Below are 18,014 nucleotides of genomic sequence, written 5' to 3'. Positions count from 1 at the left end.
TTTCTCGTCAGAGGACGTCCGCCAGCTCCTCCAGGAGGCGGCGCTTCGGCCGGGCGCCGACCAGGGACATCACGGGCTCGCCGGCCCGGAAGACCATCAGGGTCGGGGTGCCGAGAACCCCGTACCTCAGGGTCGTCTCCGGGTTGCGGTCCACGTCGATCTCGACGACCCGCAGCCGGCCCGCCTCCTCCTCGGCGATCGCGCCGAGCACCGGCTTCAGCTGCCGGCACGGCCCGCACCACTCGGCCGTGAACTTCACCAGGACCGGCTGCCCCGCGCCGAGCACCTCCGTCGCGAAGTCCCCGTCCGTGACCTCGCCCACGTGCTCCGTGTACGTACTCATGGCGTCCCTCTCTCCCCTGTCGGATCGGTCTCGCACCGGGGCTCCGGGCCGTGCGGGAGCTCCGCCTCGGCGCGCAGCAGCTGGGCGCCCACCTGGGCGCGTACCGCCTGGAGCTGGTCGATCAGGCCGTCGAGCTCGGCGAGCTTGCGCCGGTAGACGGCGATCGACGCGGGACACGAGTCCCCCGCCGGGTGGCCCGCGCGCAGGCAGTCGACGAACGGCCGCGTCTCCTCCAGCTCGAACCCGAAGGCCTGAAGGGTCCTGATCTGCTGGAGGAGCCGCAGGTCGTCCTCGTCGTACGTGCGGTGCCCCTGCTCCGTGCGGCGCGCGGACAGGAGGCCACGGGACTCGTAGTACCGCAGGGTCCGCGTGGTGGTTCCCGCCCGTTCGGCCAGTTCTCCGATGCGCATGGCCACGAACGTACGCCTTGACGCCGACGTCAAGGCAAGGGGTCACGGCAAGGGGTCACGGCAAGGGGTCACGGCATGGGCAGCAGCGACTTCCGTTCGACCGGCGAGGACAGCACGATCGAGGTCGTCGTCCGGCCGAGCGCCGAGGTCTGCTCCAGGACGTCCTCCAGGTGGACGGTGTCCGTGACGGCGACCTTCAGGATCCAGCAGTCCTCGCCCACCACGTGGTGGACCTCAAGGACCTCGGGGCGGGCGGTCAGCTCCAGGGTGCGGGGGTGCTTGAGCGTGTAGCCGCCGTGCGGGTTCACGCGGATGAACGCCTGGATGCCGTAGCCGAGGCGCGCCGGGGAGACGTGGGCCCCGTACCCGGTGACCGCGCCGCTCGCCTCCAGGCGGCGGACGCGCTCGGTGACGGCCGCGGGACTGAGCCGGACACGGCGGCCGAGCTCGCTCAGCTTGATGCGGCCGTCGCTCTGGAGGAGGTCCAGGATCTGCCGGTCGACGGCGTCGAAAGCGGCCGCCGAGGTTTCGTCGGTGGCGACGCGCGAATGCCGTGGTTCCTTCGGTTCGACGGCGCGGACTCCCATGTTTCCCCCTTCAGAACGCGAACGGACAACGTAACACTGGGATTCGAAAGAAAGGGAGTGGGGATTCATGGACATTCTGGTCATCGGCGGGAACCGCTATTTCGGAAAGCGGCTCATCGCGCTCCTACGGGATTCCGGACACCGGATCACCGTGCTCAACCGGGGCTCCTCCCCGGACTCCCACCCCGAGGGAATCGAACGGCTCACCGCCGACCGCGACGACGAAAACGCCCTGGAATCCGTCCTCGTGGACCGCTCCTTCGACGTCGTCGTCGACCAGGTCTGCTACACGCCCCGCCAGGCGGCCGTCGCCCGCCGGGTCTTCGCGGGGCGGACCCGGCGCTACGTCATGACGTCCACCGTGGAGGTGTACGGGCACGAGGACTCGGCGACGCCGGTCACGGAGGACGCCGTGGACCTGGCCTCGGTCGCCGTGGACACCGAACTCCCCTGGGACGAGGCCGAGTTCCGTGACGCCCACTACGGGGAGGGCAAGCGGCAGGCCGAGGCGGTGTTCGCGGCGGACGGGTCGCCGTTCGCCTGGACGTCGGTACGGGTCGCCCATGTCCTGGGCGGCGCCGACGACTTCACCGGCCGGCTCGACCACTACGTGCGGCGGATCGAGGCGGGCGAGCCGATCACCGTGCCGGTGGTGAACCACCCGGCGACCTACGTCTACGTCGAGGAGATCGCCGCGTTCCTCGCCTGGACGGCGACAGCCGACTTCACCGGCCCGGTGAACGCCAACTCCCACGGCCCGCTCACCACCGCCGACCTGTGCGCCGAGATCGTACGGCAGGTGGGCGGCCGGGCGGTCTTCCAGGAGGTGGAGATCGGCGAGGTGTCCCCCTTCGCCTTCACCCGGTCGTACGGGATGGACAACGGCCGGGCGGAGAAGCTGGGTTACGCGTTCGGCCATACCGGGGAGTGGCTGGGACGGGCGGTGGCGGAGACGGTGGGCGTCAGCCACCCGGCCCGAGCTTGATCTCGACGGCGAGGGCACCGAGGGCTTCCTTCTCGGGTCCGTAGATGGTGCGGATGTTGGCGAGTTGCTGGTCGCGGGTGGCGGTCGGGTTGACGCTGGAGGGGCCTTCGCCATCGAGGAGGGCCTCGAAGTCGGGGTACTCGGTGACACGGAGGACGTCGACGTCGCAGGTCTCGTCGGTGCCCTTGATGCGGAAGCGGATGGTGTCGCCGGCGGCGAGGTCCGCGAGATGCGGGTACTTGACCCGCACCTCGATGGTCTTGGTGCCCGCTACGACGAGCTCGAAGTACTGGCGGTAGAGGTGGAGCTCGCGAACGCGGGCGGTGCGGTCGGTCATCGGGAGGGAACGCTCCTGGGGGACGGTGCGGTGATCATGCGGCTGATCTCGGCGGCCGAGTACGAGCGGAAGAAGTGGCGGGGGTCGGAGAGCAGGGTCTCGGCCATGGCGAGCAGCTGGTCGGCGTACTTGGTGACGGTGCCTGGCCATTGCCGGGTGTCGAGCATCCAAGGGGCGGCGCCCTCGGGCAAGGGGGCACGACCTTCTCGTATGAGGGATTTCGACAGCTTGGCACCGGTGTCGGTGACGACCTGGGGGCAGAACAGGCGGGCCGGGAGCTGGGCGCGGGTGAGGCCCACGGCCTGGAGGGCCTCGTCGACGAGGTGGGAGCCGAAGACCCAGTCGCCGCCCTTGACCATGACGTGCAGGGTGCCCTGGGGGCTGGTCAGGGCGAGTTCCTTGACCAGGTTGCGGTACAGGGTGGCCAGGTCCAGGTAGCCGCCGGCGGTGGGCATGATGGTGGCCTCGTACGGGCCGTGGTGGAGGCACGTCGCGGAGACTTCCGCCGACTCGGGGCCGGCGAGGTGGACCCGAGTGCGTTCGGCGTGCTTCTCGGCCCAGCCGCAGCCGGGGTGCGGGCAGGGGACGCGGAGGTGCGGGGTGCCGGTGGAGGGGGCGAGCCACCAGCGGGCGGCGTCGATGCGGGGCAGGAGCCGGAGCCAGGTGCGGCGATAGTGCTCGCCGGCCTGCTGCCGGGTGTACGTCTCGATGCGGTGCGGGATGCCCAGGCGCCTGGACAGGGCGGCGAAGAGGGGCTGGTAGAGGGCGCTGACGAGGTCGAGCAGGCCCTGCTCGCCGAGGGCCTGGGCGTAGGCGCGCTGGTAGCGGTGACCGCTGGCCGGGTCGGTGGTCAGCTCGTACGGGGCGTTGTCGAGGGCGCTGAAGAGCACCTCGGTGGGGAGGCCGAAGCGGTCGCGCAGTCGGGCGGCCATGGCGAAGGCCAGCGACTGCACGAGCGAGGTGCCGATGTGCGGGGCGCCGTTGATCTGGGTGCCGACGACCAGCACGATCCGCTCGGGCGGGGCGGCCAGGATGCGCGGGGTCAGGACATCCTCGGCGTGGTGGAGGGCGTTGGCGAGGACGGTGTTCGGCGAGACGGGGTGCGTGGTCACGTGGTGCCTCCCTGGTGGGGGCCGGTGGTGTGGGGCGGCAGGGGAGCGGCCCCGTTCTTGGCACGGTCGAATGCGGCCCAGACGCACTTTCCGGGGCCCGTCCGCTCCTTCACCCCCCAGCTGTCAGCGGTCGCGGCGACGATGAGCAGACCGCGGTCGTCGACGACGGGCTCCTCGGGAACCCGCCGCGTCGGCCTCTTCTCGCCGCTGTCGTGGACCTCGATCCGCAGCATGGTGCGATGCCGACCCGAGCCCGGAAGCAGGACCGGGGTGGTGTCGGTGGCCTGGGTGGTGAGTCTGCTTGCCATGGGTAACAGGAAAGCGGCTTAACTCGTTTGGGTCGGGAGCCAGCACGGGGGCCAAAGCGGGGGCCACTATGGGAGCCAGAGGTCACGTGCTCCTGGGAGACGGCATGGGCGACACCGGGATCGGCGCCTTGCTCATCCGGCTGCGTATCGCGCGCGGCTGGAGCCAGCAGAGGGTTGCCGACGAGTTCAACGCCCTGGAGGGGCGTTCCGCGAAGACCGGCAAGGAGATCGGGAGGTACGAGCGCGAAGCGCGAGTTCCCGTTCCCTACGCCCGGAAGTACCTGGCGCAGGTCTTCGGTGTCGATGTCGCCGTACTCGACCGAGCCGTTGCCATCAGCAAGGGGCAGTGGGACGGGGCTGACGCCGCCGAGGTCGAGACCGTGCCGTCGGTGCTGCCGCCCGAAGACACTCACGCCCGTGGAGACCCGCTCTCTGAGGACGCCGTGCGCTCGGCCGAGTTCGCCCGCTTCATCGCGCAGCGGAACGCCGACGAGTTCGTGGTGGAACAGCTGGAGGCAGACGTCGGCCGGCTCGCCCGTACGTACGTCAGCCACCCGCTGATGGAGCAGTACGTCGAGATCAAGCGGTTACGGGATGGGGTGTTCGAGCTGCTGCGTGGGAGGCAGCACCCAAGGCAGACCGCCGACCTCTACCTCTCCGCCTCCCGCCTCTGCGGCCTGTCCGCGCACGTCTGCCTCGACCTCGGCGCCTACGACTCCGCCGCCACCCACGCTCGCACCGCACGCGCCTGCGCCGAAGCAGCCGGGCACGAGGGAATGCTGGCCTGGGTGCGGTCCGTGGAGTCGTTGATCGCGTATTGGACGGGGCGGTACGAGCAGGCGGCCCGGCTGGCGCAGGTCGGTCGGCGGCACAGGGCGAGCGGCAGCATCGGTGCGCGGCTGTCGAGTCTGGAGGCGCGGGCGCTGGCGATAGTCGGCGACTCGGCAGGCGCGCTCGCCGCCCTTTCGGATGCCGAACGATCCCGCGAGGCGATCTCGGGTCGGCACGAGGCTCTCGGAATCTTCGACTTCCCTGCGGCCAAGCAGTTCGCGTACGCCGGAACGACCCTCCTGGCCGTGGGCGGGCAGGAACACGTCCAGCGGGCCATCGTCAGCGCCGAGACGGCGATCCGCCTCTATCGCGGCGCGGACGGAGACGACCAGTCCGTCGGCGACCTGTTCGCCGCGCACCTCGACCTCGCCAGCGGGCACCTTCTCCTGGGTGACCTGGACGGCACGGAGGAGACGCTCGGCTTCGTGCTCCGAGCCTCGCCGGAGCGCATGTCGGCCAGTATCGTGCGCCGGCTCACCGTTCTCGGACGGGAGTTGGAAGGGTCGCAGTACGGTGGAGCCGCGCGGGCAGTGCACCTGCGCGAACGACTCCAGCACACGGCCGTCCGTGCGTCCCTGCCCGCCGCCCACCCACCGGAGTTGTCGACATGACCGACCTGTCCGCCGCCCACGACGCCGCCGTCACCGACCGGACCCGCCTGGCGGGCAGCGCCTACAACGGAGACCGGGACCTGGCCGCCCGGCAGTCGCTCTACCAGTGGCAGACACCGCGGTACAACCTCCCTGGCCTCGTGGCCGAGCAGCTGGGCGACGTACATGGGCGGGTCGTCGACATCGGCTGCGGCAACGGCAAGTTCATCCAGCGGCTCCGTCAGGACCGCCCGGACCTGTCCCTGCTCGGCCTCGACATCGCTCCCGGCATCCTCGCCAGTGTCCCCGGCCCGGTCGCCGTGGCCGACGCCGCGAGGCTTCCGTTGGCGACGGGCAGCGTCGACGCCGCTCTCGCGCTCCACATGCTCTACCACGTACCCGACATCCCCCAGGCGGTCAGGGAGCTGGCCCGGGTCGTGGCCCGTGACGGGCTGGTGGTCGTCTCCACCAACAGTGATCGCGACAAGGCTGAAATGGACGACCTCTGGCAGCGGGCCGCCGGTGCCGTCCTCGGCGTCGAGCGCGGCCCGGCCCGAATCTCGCTCAGCGCCCGCTTCTCCCTGGAGGAGGCCCCGTCCTTCCTCAGGGAGGAGTTCAGTCAGGTCGAGGTCGTCGAACTGCCAGGGACCATCACTGTCCGCGACCCCGAGCCCGTCATCGCCCACATGGCTTCGTACCGAGCCTGGGCGGACCAGCAGGACGTGCCCTTCGACGCGACCATCGATCGGGCCCGCACGCTGGTGGCCGACCACATTGCCCGGTACGGGGAGTACGAGATCACCTGTCTTGGCGGCATCCTTCTGTGTCGTCCTTGAGTCGACGGGACAACCGCGCCTGCGACGCTTCCCCACCCCCCTACCCGCGAGAAGGGCGGCCCTGCGGGGACCGCCCTTCCACCCATCGGGGCGGTCCTGCGGGGGACCGCCCTTCCGTACCGGGTCCCGGATCCGGCTCAAGGCCCGGGGCCCGGGGTTCTTCAGACGCCGGCGCGCGCCTTCTCCTCGCCCTCGTCGGCCCGCTGGTCCGGGACCGCCGCGGGGGCGTGGTCGTCGACGAGGGTCGTCTCGTCGAAGGGGAGTTTCCCTGCGAGGACCTCCGCGACACGCTCCCGGTCGATCTCCTTGGTCCAGGTGCCGACCAGCACCGTGGCGACGGCGTTGCCCGCGAAGTTGGTGAGGGCGCGGGCCTCGCTCATGAAGCGGTCGATGCCGACGATCAGGCCGACGCCGTCGACGAGTTCGGGCCGGTGCGACTGGAGGCCGCCCGCGAGCGTCGCGAGTCCGGCGCCGGTGACGCCCGCCGCCCCCTTCGAGGCGATGATCATGAAGACGAGGAGGGAGATCTGCTCGCCGACCGAGAGCGGGTCGCCCATCGCCTCGGCGACGAAGAGCGAGGCCATCGTCAGGTAGATCGCGGTGCCGTCGAGGTTGAAGGAGTAGCCGGTCGGCACAGTGATGCCGACGACCGGCTTGCTGACGCCCAGGTGCTCCATCTTCGCGATGAGCCGCGGCAGCGCGGACTCCGAGGAGGAGGTGGAGAGGATGAGGAGGAACTCGCGGCCGAGGTACTTGAGCAGGCTCCAGATGCCGATCCCGGCGACCAGGCGCAGGATCGCGCCGAGGACGACGAAGACGAAGAGTCCGCAGGTCAGGTAGAAGCCGATCATGATGACGGCGAGGGACTTGAGCGCGGCGGCGCCGGTCGCCCCGACGACGGCGGCGATCGCGCCGAACGCGCCGACCGGCGCGGCCCACATGATCATCCCGAGGATGCGGAAGACGAGGCGCTGCACGTGGCCGATCCCGCGCAGGATCGGCTCTCCGGACGTACCCATCGCCTGGAGCGCGAAGCCCGAGAGCAGCGCGACGAGGAGGGTCTGCAGGACCTCGCCCCCGGTGAAGGCCGAGACGAAGGTGGTCGGGATGATGCCGAGCAGGAAGTCCGGGGTCGACTCGCCGCCGCCCGCCGCCTGCTTGGCTCCGGCCTCGGCGATCTCCTTGGTGAGGTGGAGGCCGGATCCGGGCTCCAGGAGGTTGCCGACGACCAGACCGATCGCGAGTGCGACGGTCGACATCAGGAGGAAGTAGCCGAGGGCGAGGCCGCCGACGGCGCCGACCTTGGCGGCCTTGCGGACCGATCCGACGCCGAGGACGATCGTGCAGAAGATGATCGGCGAGATCATCATCTTGATCAGGTTGACGAAGCCGGTGCCCAGCGGCTTGAGCTCGACGGCGACGCCCGGCGCCAGGAATCCCACGGCGATGCCGAGCAGTACGGCGCCGATGACGGCCAGGTACAGGTAGTGCGTACGGTCCCGTCGTGCTGCGGCCACGGGCTCCTCCTTGAGCTGATGGGTGCCATCCGGTCCTCGCGGACTCCGCGACTATCCACCAGCCCGTGACCGGGGTCACGGTTGCGTGCCTTTCGTTCACGGACCGCCCGTACGGGAAGAGCGAGAAGAGCGGGAAGAGAACGATTCGGGAACGCAACGCCCCCGAGCAAACTCCGCGGCTCCGGCGCCGTGCAGACTTACCCGCATGCGTCTCGCCCTCCCCCGCCCCCGCAGCCTGGCCGGCCAGCTCTTCGCGATGCAGGTCGTGCTCGTGGCCGTCGTCGTGGCGGGCTGCGCGGTCTTCGCGTACGTCACGGACCGGGGGCAGGCGGAGGAGAACGCGCGCCGGCAGGCCACGGCGACCGCGGCGGCCGTCGCCGACTCCCCCTCGGTGGTCGCCGCGGCGGGCTCGGCGGAGCCGACGGCGGCGCTCCAGCCGTACGCGGAGGCGCTGCGCGGGCATGCCGGCGTCGCCTTCGTCGTCATCATGGCGCCGGACGGGACGCGCTGGACGCACCCCGATCCGACGCAGATCGGCCGGACGTACCTCGGCCACATCGAGCAGGCGGCGGCGGGCCGGACGTTCTCGGAGACGTACCGGGGGACGCTCGGCCCCTCCGTCCGCACGGTGACGCCGGTCCGGGGCGCGGACGGCCGGGTCGTCGCGCTGGTCAGCGCGGGCATCACGATCGAGAAGATCAGCGAGCAGGTACGGGGGCAGGTGGCCGCGCTGCTCGGCATGGCGGGCGCGGCGCTCGCGCTCGGCGGGGCGGGGACGTACGTGGTGAACGCGCGGCTGCGCCGCCACACGCACGGCATGAACGCGGCGGAGCTGAGCCGCATGCACGACTACCACGAGGCCGCGCTGCACGCGGTGCGCGAGGGGCTCGTGATGCTCGACGGGCAGCGGCGGATCGCCCTCATCAACGACGGGGCGCGTGAGCTCCTCGGCCTCGACGAGGCCTCCGTCGGGGCGGCGGCCGGGGCGGTCGTCGGGCGCCCGGCCGCCGAACTCGGCCTGCCCGCGCCGCTGACCGGCGCGCTGCTGTCCTCGGAGCCTCGGGTGGACGAGACGCACCTGACGGCCGACCGGGTGCTCGTCGTCAACACCCGCCCGGTGGTGGGCGGGGAGCGGCGCGGCACGGTCGTGACGCTCCGGGACCGTACGGAACTCCAGTCACTGTCGGGCGAGTTGGACTCGGAGCGCGGCTTCACGGAGGCGCTGCGCTCGCAGGCGCACGAGGCGGCGAACCGGCTGCACACGGTGGTGTCGCTCGTCGAACTCGGCAAGGTGACCGAGGCGGTGGAGTTCGCGACGGCCGAACTGGAGCTCGCGCAGGCGCTCACGGACCGGGTCGTCGAGGCGGTCGGCGAACCGGTCCTGGCGGCGCTGCTGCTCGGGAAGGCGGCGCAGGCGAACGAGCGGGGCGTGGAGCTCGTCCTGACCGAGGACAGCCGTGTCGACGACGGCGGGGTGCCGCCGTCGCTGCCCTCCCGCGACCTGGTCACGATCCTCGGCAACCTCGTCGACAACGCGGTCGAGGCGGTGAGCGGCACCCCGCACGCCCGCGTGACGGTCACGATCACGGGCGGCGACCCGCTGCTCCTCCGCGTCGGCGACAACGGCCCCGGCGTCCGCCCGGCGGACCGCGACGCGGTCCTCGGCCGCGGCTGGACCACCCGGGGCCCGGGCCGCGGCCTGGGCCTCGCCCTGGTCGGCCAGGCCGTGGCCCGCGCGGGCGGCACGCTGACGGTGACGGAGGCGGAGAACGGCGGGGCGGAGTTCACGGCCCGCCTGCCGAGGACGACGGCGCCGGCCGCCGGTCACCGGGGAGGCGCGGAGGCCCGCATGGCCGAGGTGACCTCGTGAGCGAGGACGGAAACGGGGCCGTTCGGGTGCTCGTCGTCGAGGACGATCCCGTCGCCGCCGACGCACACGCGCTCTACGTCGGGCGGGTCGAGGGGTTCTCCGTCGTCGGGGTCGCGCATTCGCGGGCCGCCGCCGTGCGGGTGCTCGACCGGACGCCGGTCGATCTGATCCTGCTCGACCTGTACCTTCCCGACGGCCACGGGCTCCACCTCCTCCGCGCCCTGCGCGCCGCCGGGCACGGCGCGGACGTCATCGCGGTGACCTCGGCGCGGGACCTGTCGGTCGTCCGCGAGGGCGTCTCGCTCGGGGTGGTCCAGTACGTCCTGAAGCCCTTCGCCTTCGCGACGCTGCGGGACCGGCTCGTGCGGTACGCGGAGTTCCGGGCGTCCGCCGGGGAGGCCTCCGGGCAGGAGGAGGTGGACCGGGCCCTGGCCACGCTGCGGGCCCCGCATCCGAGCAGCCTCCCGAAGGGGCTCAGCGCCCCGACCCTGGAGGCGGTCACCCGTGCGCTCCGCGAGACCCCGGCCGGGCTCACCGCCGCCGAGGCGGGGGCGCTGGTCGGGATCTCCCGGATCACGGCCCGCCGCTACCTGGAGCACCTGGTGACCGAGGGCCGGACCGTACGGGCTCCGCGGTACGGGCAGGTGGGGCGCCCGGAGCTCCAGTACCGCCGGGTCGACGGCCGCCGCGGAGGGCGTTGAGGGGGACCCGTCATTACCGGGCGGTTCGCACGTTCCCACAAGCTCAGGCGTTGGGCGAACGCACCGTAGCCAGCCGTTACCCTCCGCACCTACCGTGGCAGGGTGCACCCACCCTCTCCCCCCTTCGACGGCCCCGCCGCGCGCCGCCTGCGCGAGGGCCTCGGCATGGCCCCCGACCATGTCGCGTACGGCCTGCGCGCCCAGTACGGCATGTTCGTCCCGCCCGAGACGATCGTCGCCTGGGAGCGCGGCCGCGCCCTCCCGACGGCGCAGGAGCTGAGCGCGCTCGCGGGCGTGCTGTGGTGCGCCCCGGCCGAGCTGATCGCCGTCGCGTCGACGCTGCGCGAGCACCGGATGGCGCGGGGGCTCGCCGCGGAGGAGTTGGCGCGGCTCCTGGGCCTGGCGGAGTCCGCGTACCGGCGGATGGAGGACGAGGGCCGCTGGCGCGGCACCGAACGCCAGACCGCCGCCCTCGCCGAGATCCTCGGCCTCAACCCGCGCGAGCTGGTCACGGCGACCGGCGGCGACGAGGGCCTCGCGGCGGTGCTGCGCGACGCGGCGACGACGCGCTGGCAGGCGTACGTGAAGCCGGCGCTGAAGCTCGTACCGCTGCCGAAGCGGCTCGTCGAGCCCGCGCTCCAGCGGCTGCACGCGGAGTACCACGCGCGCATGGCGGCGACGAGCAGCTGGGGCGCTTCGGGGGCGACGGGCGACGAGGGGCGGGCGTACCTGGAGGAGATCACCGGGCATTTCTGGGCGGCGGTGGGCGAGTAGGCCTGTCCGGCGGATCAAGAGGTGTCTAGATTGACCGGGTGAGACGACACATACCGTTCGAACGACTCCACAACTTCCGTGACCTGGGCGGATATCGCACCGCCGACGGCGGGACCGTGCGGTGGGAGACCCTCTACCGCTCCGACTCGCTCGCCAAGCTGGCGGCGTCCGGACCCGAGGACCTCGACCGCTTCCGCGCCCTCGGCGTCACCGCCGTGATCGACCTGCGCTACCCCTGGGAGATCGCCGCGAAGGGGCGTCTGCCGGAGAGCGAGCCGGCCGCCTGGCACAACCTGTCCATCGAGCACCGGCCGTACGACCAGGCGGAGATCGACCCCGCGCTCGACCCGTGGCGCTACCTCGCCGACCGGTTCGCCGAGGTCGCGGAGGACGGCGCGGAGGAACTCCGTACGGCCCTGGAGGTCGTCGCGGCGGCCGACGGGCCGCTCGTCTTCCACTGCGCGTCCGGCAAGGACCGCACGGGACTGCTCGCGGCGGTCATCCTCTCGCTGCTCGGCGTCCCCGACGAGGAGATCCTCGCGGACTTCGCCCTCACGGAGCTGGCGACGGAGCGGCTGATCGCCGACTGGAAGGCCTCCCACCCGGGCCGCGAGCTCCGCTGGCCGGGCTACGGGCGGGCCCCGGCCGAGATCATGCGGCTGTTCCTCGCGGACCTGCGGGAGCGGTACGGGTCGGTGGACGCTTACGTCACCGGCCATGTGGGCCTGGACCCGGCGGTGGTCGAGGCGCTGAGGTCCCGCCTGGTGGAGCCCGCTCCGGGCCTGCCCGGCTGATCAGGGTCCAAGGGTCTAACGGCGGTCGAAGCTGAACAGCTGACCGGCCGCGTCGGGCGCGCACGGCGTCTGGGCCAGACGGGCCCAGACCGCCGTGCGGTCGCCGACGACGGTGACGCAGCTGCCGGGCGCGGCCGATCCGGCGGACTCGGCGGAATCGCCGGACCCGGCGGACCCGGCGGACCCCTTCGGGACGATCCGGTAGCCCTGGACGGGCGTGCCGTACGGCTCCAGGGCGAAGGCCTCGACCCGGCTGGGGTCGCCGCACTCGGAGTCCTCGTACGCGGCGCCCGGTATCCGGCCGCCGGAGGGGATGCCGGAGCAGCCCGGACCGTAGTCGGGATGGTCCGAAACGATTCGCCACCGGCCGCCGCCCGCCTCCTCCAGGGAGTACAGCGGCACCTCGGCGTCGGGGCACGGCAGTTGGTGGATCTGCCCGCTCCGGGTCCCGCGCCGCTCGCCGAGACACAGGTCCGTCCCGACGACCCGGATGCGTACGTCCCCGGCGGCGGGCGCGGTGAGCAGCCGCGGCGGATGCCCGCCGTGCCCGTCCCGCAGCACGGCGACGAAGCTGACCCCGGCGAACCCGAGCCCGGCGAGCGCGACACCGGAGACGATCCCCCGCCACATCCGCACCCGCATTCCGGACCCGGTGACCGTGGTCTCCGCCGCCCCCGACGGCGGCTGCGCGAGCGGCTCCGTCGGCTCCGGTCGCGGTGACGGGACCTCCGCCGTGCGGAAGTCCGGACTCGCGGCCTCCGGGTCCGGGGCACCCGACCCCTGGTGCCCCGGACCCTCGTCCCCGCCCCGAACCGCCAGTCGCTTCCGCGCCGTCAGCCAGTCCTCCAGGGCCGCCGGGGCCGCCCCGCACGCGCGGACGTACGCGGTGAGCAGTTCCTCGCGGGGCACCGTCGCGCGGGCCAGCATGTTCGCCACCGTGGAGCGCGGGAGGACGTCCCCGTACGCCTCCGCCCTCGTGGCGAGTTCGCGGTAGGTCAGGCCCGACCAGTCCTTGAGCGCCTGGAGGCAGGCGAGGAACTCCGCCGCGTCGCGCGCTTCGCGCGGGTCGGGTGCCCGGTGCCCCGGCGTCATCTGCCCGTCTCCCCTCCGCCGGACCGTGTTGGGACATGTCCGGGACAAGCCTCAAGCCTTGTTGATCTCGCTCGTTCGCTCAAGAGTGGATTTCGGCAATTCGGCCGGGCGTGACGCCGGACACGCGAAGTGGCCCCGACCCTCCACGGGGGGAGGGTCGGGGCCACTTCGGGGGGTCCGGGTCCCGGAGCGGATCCGGGACAGGTCGGGACGGAAGTCCCTTCCGGCGGGACGAACGATCCGGTCGGATCAGAAGACCGACTCGGCCTCGCGCATCCGGTCCTCGGGGACCGTCTTCAGCTGCGTCACGGCCTCGGCCAGCGGCACCATCTCGATGGCCGTGCCGCGCAGCGCCGTCATCCGGCCGAACTCGGCCCGGTGCGCCGCCTCGACCGCGTGCCAGCCGAAGCGGGTCGCGAGCACCCGGTCGTACGCCGTCGGCGTGCCGCCGCGCTGGACGTGGCCGAGGATGACCGGGCGGGCCTCCTTGCCGAGGCGCCGCTCCAGCTCGACGGCGAGCTGGTTGCCGATGCCCTGGAAGCGCTCGTGACCGAACTGGTCGATCTCGCCCTTCCCGTACTCCATCGAGCCCTCGGCCGGGTGCGCGCCCTCGGCGACGCAGATGACCGCGAACTTCTTGCCGCGCGCGAAGCGCTCCTCGACCATCTTGACGAGGTCGTCGACCTGGAAGGGCCGCTCGGGGAGGCAGATGCCGTGCGCGCCGCCGGCCATGCCGGACTCCAGGGCGATCCAGCCGGCGTGGCGGCCCATCACCTCGACGACCATCACGCGCTGGTGCGACTCGGCGGTGGTCTTGAGGCGGTCCATGGCCTCGGTGGCGACACCGACGGCGGTGTCGAAGCCGAAGGTGCGGTCCGTGGAGGAGATGTCGTTGTCGATCGTCTTCGGGACGCCGACGACGGGCATGCCCGCGTCGGACAGCATCCGGGCGGCGGTCAGCGTGCCCTCGCCGCCGATGGGGATGAGGACGTCGATGCCGTACTGCTTCGCCAGGTCGGGGGCCGATTCGGCGGCCTCCCGCAGTCGGTTGCGCTCCAGGCGGGCCGAGCCGAGGATCGTGCCGCCGCGGGCGAGGATGCCGCTGACGGCGTTGAGGTCGAGGGGCCGGTAGTGGCCGTCGAGGAGGCCCTTGAAGCCGTCCTCGAAGCCGATGACCTCGTCGTCGTGGCCGGTCAGCGCCCGGTGCACGACCGACCGGATGACTGCGTTCAGGCCGGGGCAGTCGCCGCCTGCCGTGAGAACTCCGATGCGCATCGTGCTGTACTCCTGCTCGGTCGCGGTCCGTTATGAGCCACGGCAATTCTCACACGCCTCGCCGGGCGGGGCCGCTCGTCGCCCCGCCGCGCGTCACTCTCCGCGACATTTCGAGGGTCTTTGGTCCCGCCGCTCCGGGGCCTTCGTCCGGCGGGCGATTTACCCCTCGCCGGGGGTACTGTCAAGGGGGTAATGCCGTCCTATCGGGGCTTTTCGGATGCCCTCGGTTGACGGCGAGGACCACCCCGTTTCCGCAGGACTGGACAGGAGACCACGGCGTGACGCGCAGCGTGTACGTGACCGGGATCGACCGCGGTGACGGCCGCCAGGTCGTCGAGCTGGGAGTCATGGAGCTCCTCACCCGCCAGGTGGACCGCGTGGGGGTGTTCCGCCCGCTGGTCCACGACGGACCCGACCGCCTGTTCGACCTCCTGCGGTCCCGCTACCGGCTCACCCAGGACCCCTCGACGGTCTACGGCATGGACTACCACGAGGCCTCGGACCTCCAGGCCGAGAGAGGCACCGACGCCCTCGTCTCCGAGATCGTCGACCGCTTCCACACGGTCGCCCGGGAGTACGAGGTCGTCCTCGTCCTCGGCACCGACTTCTCCGCCACGCAGCTCCCCGACGAGCTCGCCCTCAACGCCCGCCTGGCGAACGAGTTCGGTGCCTCCGTCATCCCCGTGGTCGGCGGCAAGGGCCAGCCCTCGGAGTCCGTACGGGCCGAGGCGCGCAACGCCTTCCGGGCGTACGACGGCCTCGGCTGCGACGTCCTCGCGATGATCGTCAACCGGGTCGCCGCCGAGGACCGGGAGATCATCGCCGAGCGGCTCTCCGCCCGCCTGCCCGTGCCCTGTTACGTCCTGCCGGACGAGCCGGCGCTCGCCGCGCCCACGGTCGCCCAGATCACCCACGCGCTCGGCGCGAAGGTCGTCCTCGGCGACGACGCGGGGCTCGCGCGCGACGCCCTCGACTTCGTCTTCGGCGGCGCGATGCTGCCGAACTTCCTCAACGCCCTGACGCCCGGCTGCCTGGTCGTCACCCCCGGGGACCGCGCGGACCTGGTCGTCGGCGCGCTCGCCGCGCACTCGGCCGGCACCCCGCCGATCGCCGGAGTGCTCCTGACGCTCAACGAGCGGCCCAGCGACGAGATCCTGACCCTCGCGGCCCGGCTCGCGCCCGGCACCCCGGTCATCTCCGTCCCGGACAACAGCTTCACCACCGCCTCCGAGCTCTTCGCCCTCGAAGGGAAGCTGAACGCGGCCACCCCCCGCAAGGCGGAGACCGCCCTCGGCCTCTTCGAGCGGCACGTCGACACCGCCGACCTCCTCAAGCGGGTCTCCGTCGCCCGCAGCGGCCGCGTCACGCCGATGATGTTCGAGCACGAGCTGCTCGAACAGGCCCGCGCCGACCGCCGCCGCGTGGTGCTCCCCGAGGGCACCGAGGACCGCGTCCTGCGCGCCGCCGACGTCCTGATCCGCCGTGACGTCTGCGACCTGACGCTCCTCGGCGACGTCGAGACGATCCGCAAGAAGGCCGCGGACCTGAGCGTGGACCTCGCCGACACGCAGCTGATCGACCCGCAGACCTCGGAGCTGCGCGACGCGTTCGCGGAGAAGTACGCGAAGCTGCGCGCCCACAAGGGCGTCACCGTCGAGCTCGCGTACGACGTCGTCTCGGACGTGAACTACTTCGGCACCCTGATGGTCCAGGAGGGCCTGGCCGACGGCATGGTCTCGGGCTCCGTGCACTCCACGGCCGCGACGATCCGGCCCGCCTTCGAGATCATCAAGACGAAGCCGGACGCCTCGATCGTCTCCTCGGTCTTCTTCATGTGCCTCGCCGACAAGGTCCTCGTGTACGGCGACTGCGCGGTCAACCCGGACCCGAACGCGGAGCAGCTCGCGGACATCGCCGCCCAGTCGGCCGCCACCGCCGCGCAGTTCGGCGTCGAGCCGCGGATCGCGATGCTCTCGTACTCCACCGGCACCTCGGGTTCCGGCGCCGACGTCGACAAGGTCCGCGAGGCGACGAAGCTGGTCCGCGAGGCCCATCCCGAGCTGCGGATCGAGGGCCCGATCCAGTACGACGCGGCCGTCGAGCCCTCCGTCGCGGCGACGAAGCTGCCGGACTCCGAGGTCGCGGGCCAGGCGAGCGTCCTGATCTTCCCCGACCTCAACACCGGCAACAACACCTACAAGGCCGTGCAGCGCTCGGCCGGCGCCGTGGCCGTCGGGCCGGTCCTCCAGGGCCTGCGCAAGCCGGTCAACGACCTCTCGCGCGGCGCCCTCGTCAGCGACATCGTCAACACGGTCGCCATCACGGCGATCCAGTCCCAGGCCCAGGAGATCCCGGCATGACCCCCACCCGCGTACTGGTCCTCAACTCCGGTTCCTCGTCGGTGAAGTACCAGCTGATCGACATGGCGGACGGCAGCCGTCTGGCCCAGGGCCTGGTGGAGCGGATCGGCGAGGAGACCTCGCGGCTCGTGCACACCCCGCTCCAGGGCGGTGGCGGCGCGAAGCGCGAGACGACCGGCCCGATCCCCGACCACGCGGCGGCGCTCAAGGCGGTCGCCGAGGAACTGGCGGCGGACGGCCTGGGCCTGGACTCCCCCGAACTGGCCGTGATCGGCCACCGGGTCGTGCACGGCGGGATGCGGTTCACCGCGCCGACGGTCGTCGACGACGAGGTGCTCGCGGAGATCGAGCGGCTCGTGCCGGTGGCGCCGCTGCACAACCCGGCGAACCTCACCGGCATCCGTACGGCGATGGCGCTGCGCCCCGACCTCCCGCAGGTCGCAGTCTTCGACACGGCCTTCCACACGACGATGCCGGAGTCGGCGGCGCGGTACGCGATCGACGTCGCGACCGCGGACGAGCACCGCATCCGCCGGTACGGGTTCCACGGCACCTCCCACGCGTACGTGTCGCGCGAGACGGCGAAGCTCCTCGGGAAGGCGCCCGAGGAGGTGAACGTGATCGTGCTGCACCTGGGCAACGGGGCCTCCGCCTCGGCCGTGGCGGGCGGCCGGTGCGTGGACACCTCGATGGGCCTGACGCCCCTGGAGGGCCTGGTCATGGGCACCCGCTCGGGCGACATCGACCCGGCGGTCACCTTCCACCTCAAGCGGGTGGCGGGGATGTCGGCGGACGACATCGACATCCTCCTGAACAAGAAGTCCGGTCTGGTCGGGCTGTGCGGCGACAACGACATGCGGGAGATCCGCCGTCGCGTCGACGAGGGCGACCCGGCGGCCACGCTCGCCTTCGAGATCTACGTGCACCGCCTGAAGAAGTACATCGGCGCGTACTACGCGGTGCTCGGCCGGGTGGACGCGGTGGCGTTCACGGCGGGGGTCGGCGAGAACGCGGCCCCGGTGCGCGAGGCTGCCATCGCGGGCCTGGAGGAGCTGGGCCTCGCCGTCGACGCGGACCTCAACGCGGTCCGTTCCGACGAGGCCCGGATCATCTCGCCGAACTACGCGCGGGTGGCGGTGGCCGTGGTGCCGACGGACGAGGAGCTGGAGATCGCGCGGCAGAGCTTCGCCCTGGTCCAGGGTCCGCATTAACGGCGATACCCGCTCATCGGGCGCTGATCGGGCACCCGCCGAGCACCCATCGAGCCTCCATCCGGCGCTCATTTCGCGCCA

18 protein-coding genes are annotated in these 18,014 nt (G+C 72.2%); 9 read left to right on the top strand and 9 right to left on the bottom strand.

From position 1 onward, the window contains the following. Nucleotides 1–7 precede the first annotated feature (7 nt). The 3 genes from ACFC0Z_RS12850 to ACFC0Z_RS12840 form a co-directional block, all read right to left on the bottom strand. Complete coding sequence (locus ACFC0Z_RS12850; protein WP_376436046.1) at nt 8–343, bottom strand: thioredoxin family protein; 336 nt, start codon at nt 341–343, stop codon at nt 8–10. Next, nucleotides 340–753, bottom strand: a complete 414-nt coding sequence (locus ACFC0Z_RS12845; RefSeq protein WP_376436044.1) for a MerR family transcriptional regulator — start codon at nt 751–753, stop codon at nt 340–342. The genes ACFC0Z_RS12850 and ACFC0Z_RS12845 overlap by 4 nt, the downstream gene beginning before the upstream one ends. A 68-nt stretch (nt 754–821) precedes the next feature. Continuing rightward, nucleotides 822–1,340 (bottom strand): Lrp/AsnC family transcriptional regulator, encoded by a 519-nt coding sequence (locus ACFC0Z_RS12840; RefSeq protein WP_376436041.1) that lies wholly within the window; start codon nt 1,338–1,340, stop codon nt 822–824. Nucleotides 1,341–1,407: 67 nt separating this feature from the next. Here ACFC0Z_RS12840 and ACFC0Z_RS12835 point away from each other — a divergent pair, with 67 nt between their 5' ends. Continuing rightward, a complete protein-coding gene (locus ACFC0Z_RS12835) occupies nt 1,408–2,325 on the top strand; it encodes an NAD-dependent epimerase/dehydratase family protein (RefSeq protein WP_376436039.1) in 918 nt (305 codons plus the stop codon). On the opposite strand, the gene ACFC0Z_RS12830 is transcribed toward ACFC0Z_RS12835, so the two are convergent. From ACFC0Z_RS12830 to ACFC0Z_RS12820, 3 genes are read right to left on the bottom strand one after another with little or no spacing between them, the layout of a single operon-like run. Beyond that, on the bottom strand, nt 2,303–2,662 hold the full coding sequence (locus ACFC0Z_RS12830; protein ID WP_376436036.1) for an ASCH domain-containing protein: 360 nt from the start codon (nt 2,660–2,662) through the stop codon (nt 2,303–2,305). The two genes, ACFC0Z_RS12835 and ACFC0Z_RS12830, sit on opposite strands and share 23 nt — an antisense overlap. After that, on the bottom strand, nt 2,659–3,774 hold the full coding sequence (locus ACFC0Z_RS12825; RefSeq protein WP_376436033.1) for a hypothetical protein: 1,116 nt from the start codon (nt 3,772–3,774) through the stop codon (nt 2,659–2,661). The genes ACFC0Z_RS12830 and ACFC0Z_RS12825 overlap by 4 nt, the downstream gene beginning before the upstream one ends. Continuing rightward, nucleotides 3,771–4,082, bottom strand: a complete 312-nt coding sequence (locus ACFC0Z_RS12820; protein WP_376436030.1) for an ATP-binding protein — start codon at nt 4,080–4,082, stop codon at nt 3,771–3,773. The genes ACFC0Z_RS12825 and ACFC0Z_RS12820 overlap by 4 nt, the downstream gene beginning before the upstream one ends. A gap of 104 nt (nt 4,083–4,186) precedes the next feature. Here ACFC0Z_RS12820 and ACFC0Z_RS12815 point away from each other — a divergent pair, with 104 nt between their 5' ends. Next, nucleotides 4,187–5,524, top strand: coding sequence for a helix-turn-helix domain-containing protein (locus ACFC0Z_RS12815; RefSeq protein WP_376436028.1), 1,338 nt, complete (start codon nt 4,187–4,189; stop codon nt 5,522–5,524). Beyond that, the gene (locus tag ACFC0Z_RS12810; protein ID WP_376436025.1) at nt 5,521–6,339 is read left to right on the top strand and encodes a class I SAM-dependent methyltransferase; all 819 of its coding nucleotides are present in this window, start codon (nt 5,521–5,523) and stop codon (nt 6,337–6,339) included. Before ACFC0Z_RS12815 ends, ACFC0Z_RS12810 begins: the two co-directional genes overlap by 4 nt. Nucleotides 6,340–6,500: 161 nt before the next feature. Here ACFC0Z_RS12810 and ACFC0Z_RS12805 read toward each other — a convergent pair whose 3' ends face one another. Next, nucleotides 6,501–7,856: a cation:dicarboxylate symporter family transporter gene (locus ACFC0Z_RS12805; protein ID WP_376436023.1), complete on the bottom strand. Its 1,356-nt coding sequence runs from the start codon at nt 7,854–7,856 to the stop codon at nt 6,501–6,503. Nucleotides 7,857–8,061: 205 nt separating this feature from the next. Here ACFC0Z_RS12805 and ACFC0Z_RS12800 point away from each other — a divergent pair, with 205 nt between their 5' ends. The 4 genes from ACFC0Z_RS12800 to ACFC0Z_RS12785 all read left to right on the top strand — a co-directional run bounded on the left by ACFC0Z_RS12800 (nt 8,062) and on the right by ACFC0Z_RS12785 (nt 11,995). After that, on the top strand, nt 8,062–9,726 hold the full coding sequence (locus ACFC0Z_RS12800; RefSeq protein ID WP_376436020.1) for an ATP-binding protein: 1,665 nt from the start codon (nt 8,062–8,064) through the stop codon (nt 9,724–9,726). Further along, nucleotides 9,723–10,427, top strand: coding sequence for a response regulator (locus ACFC0Z_RS12795; RefSeq protein WP_376436018.1), 705 nt, complete (start codon nt 9,723–9,725; stop codon nt 10,425–10,427). The genes ACFC0Z_RS12800 and ACFC0Z_RS12795 overlap by 4 nt, the downstream gene beginning before the upstream one ends. Nucleotides 10,428–10,529: 102 nt before the next feature. Further along, nucleotides 10,530–11,201 (top strand): helix-turn-helix domain-containing protein, encoded by a 672-nt coding sequence (locus ACFC0Z_RS12790; protein WP_376436015.1) that lies wholly within the window; start codon nt 10,530–10,532, stop codon nt 11,199–11,201. Nucleotides 11,202–11,239: 38 nt separating this feature from the next. Continuing rightward, nucleotides 11,240–11,995, top strand: a complete 756-nt coding sequence (locus ACFC0Z_RS12785) for a tyrosine-protein phosphatase (protein ID WP_376436012.1) — start codon at nt 11,240–11,242, stop codon at nt 11,993–11,995. A 15-nt stretch (nt 11,996–12,010) separates the two neighbouring features. On the opposite strand, the gene ACFC0Z_RS12780 is transcribed toward ACFC0Z_RS12785, so the two are convergent. Continuing rightward, nucleotides 12,011–13,087, bottom strand: a complete 1,077-nt coding sequence (locus ACFC0Z_RS12780; RefSeq protein ID WP_376436010.1) for a helix-turn-helix domain-containing protein — start codon at nt 13,085–13,087, stop codon at nt 12,011–12,013. 249 nt (nt 13,088–13,336) lie between these two features. Next, nucleotides 13,337–14,362, bottom strand: a complete 1,026-nt coding sequence (locus ACFC0Z_RS12775) for an ATP-dependent 6-phosphofructokinase (protein WP_376436007.1) — start codon at nt 14,360–14,362, stop codon at nt 13,337–13,339. Nucleotides 14,363–14,640: 278 nt separating this feature from the next. Here ACFC0Z_RS12775 and pta point away from each other — a divergent pair, with 278 nt between their 5' ends. Next, nucleotides 14,641–16,722, top strand: a complete 2,082-nt coding sequence (gene pta, locus ACFC0Z_RS12770) for a phosphate acetyltransferase (protein WP_376436004.1) — start codon at nt 14,641–14,643, stop codon at nt 16,720–16,722. Continuing rightward, on the top strand, nt 16,719–17,933 hold the full coding sequence (locus ACFC0Z_RS12765; protein WP_376436002.1) for an acetate kinase: 1,215 nt from the start codon (nt 16,719–16,721) through the stop codon (nt 17,931–17,933). The genes pta and ACFC0Z_RS12765 overlap by 4 nt, the downstream gene beginning before the upstream one ends. Nucleotides 17,934–18,014 lie beyond the last annotated feature (81 nt).

Origin of the sequence: Streptomyces sp. NPDC056144, from assembly GCF_042264145.1 — a bacterium.
In the GTDB taxonomy this organism is placed as follows: domain Bacteria; phylum Actinomycetota; class Actinomycetes; order Streptomycetales; family Streptomycetaceae; genus Streptomyces.
Note: the sequence above shows the minus strand (reverse complement) of the source record. Positions and strands in the feature narration are given on the sequence as shown.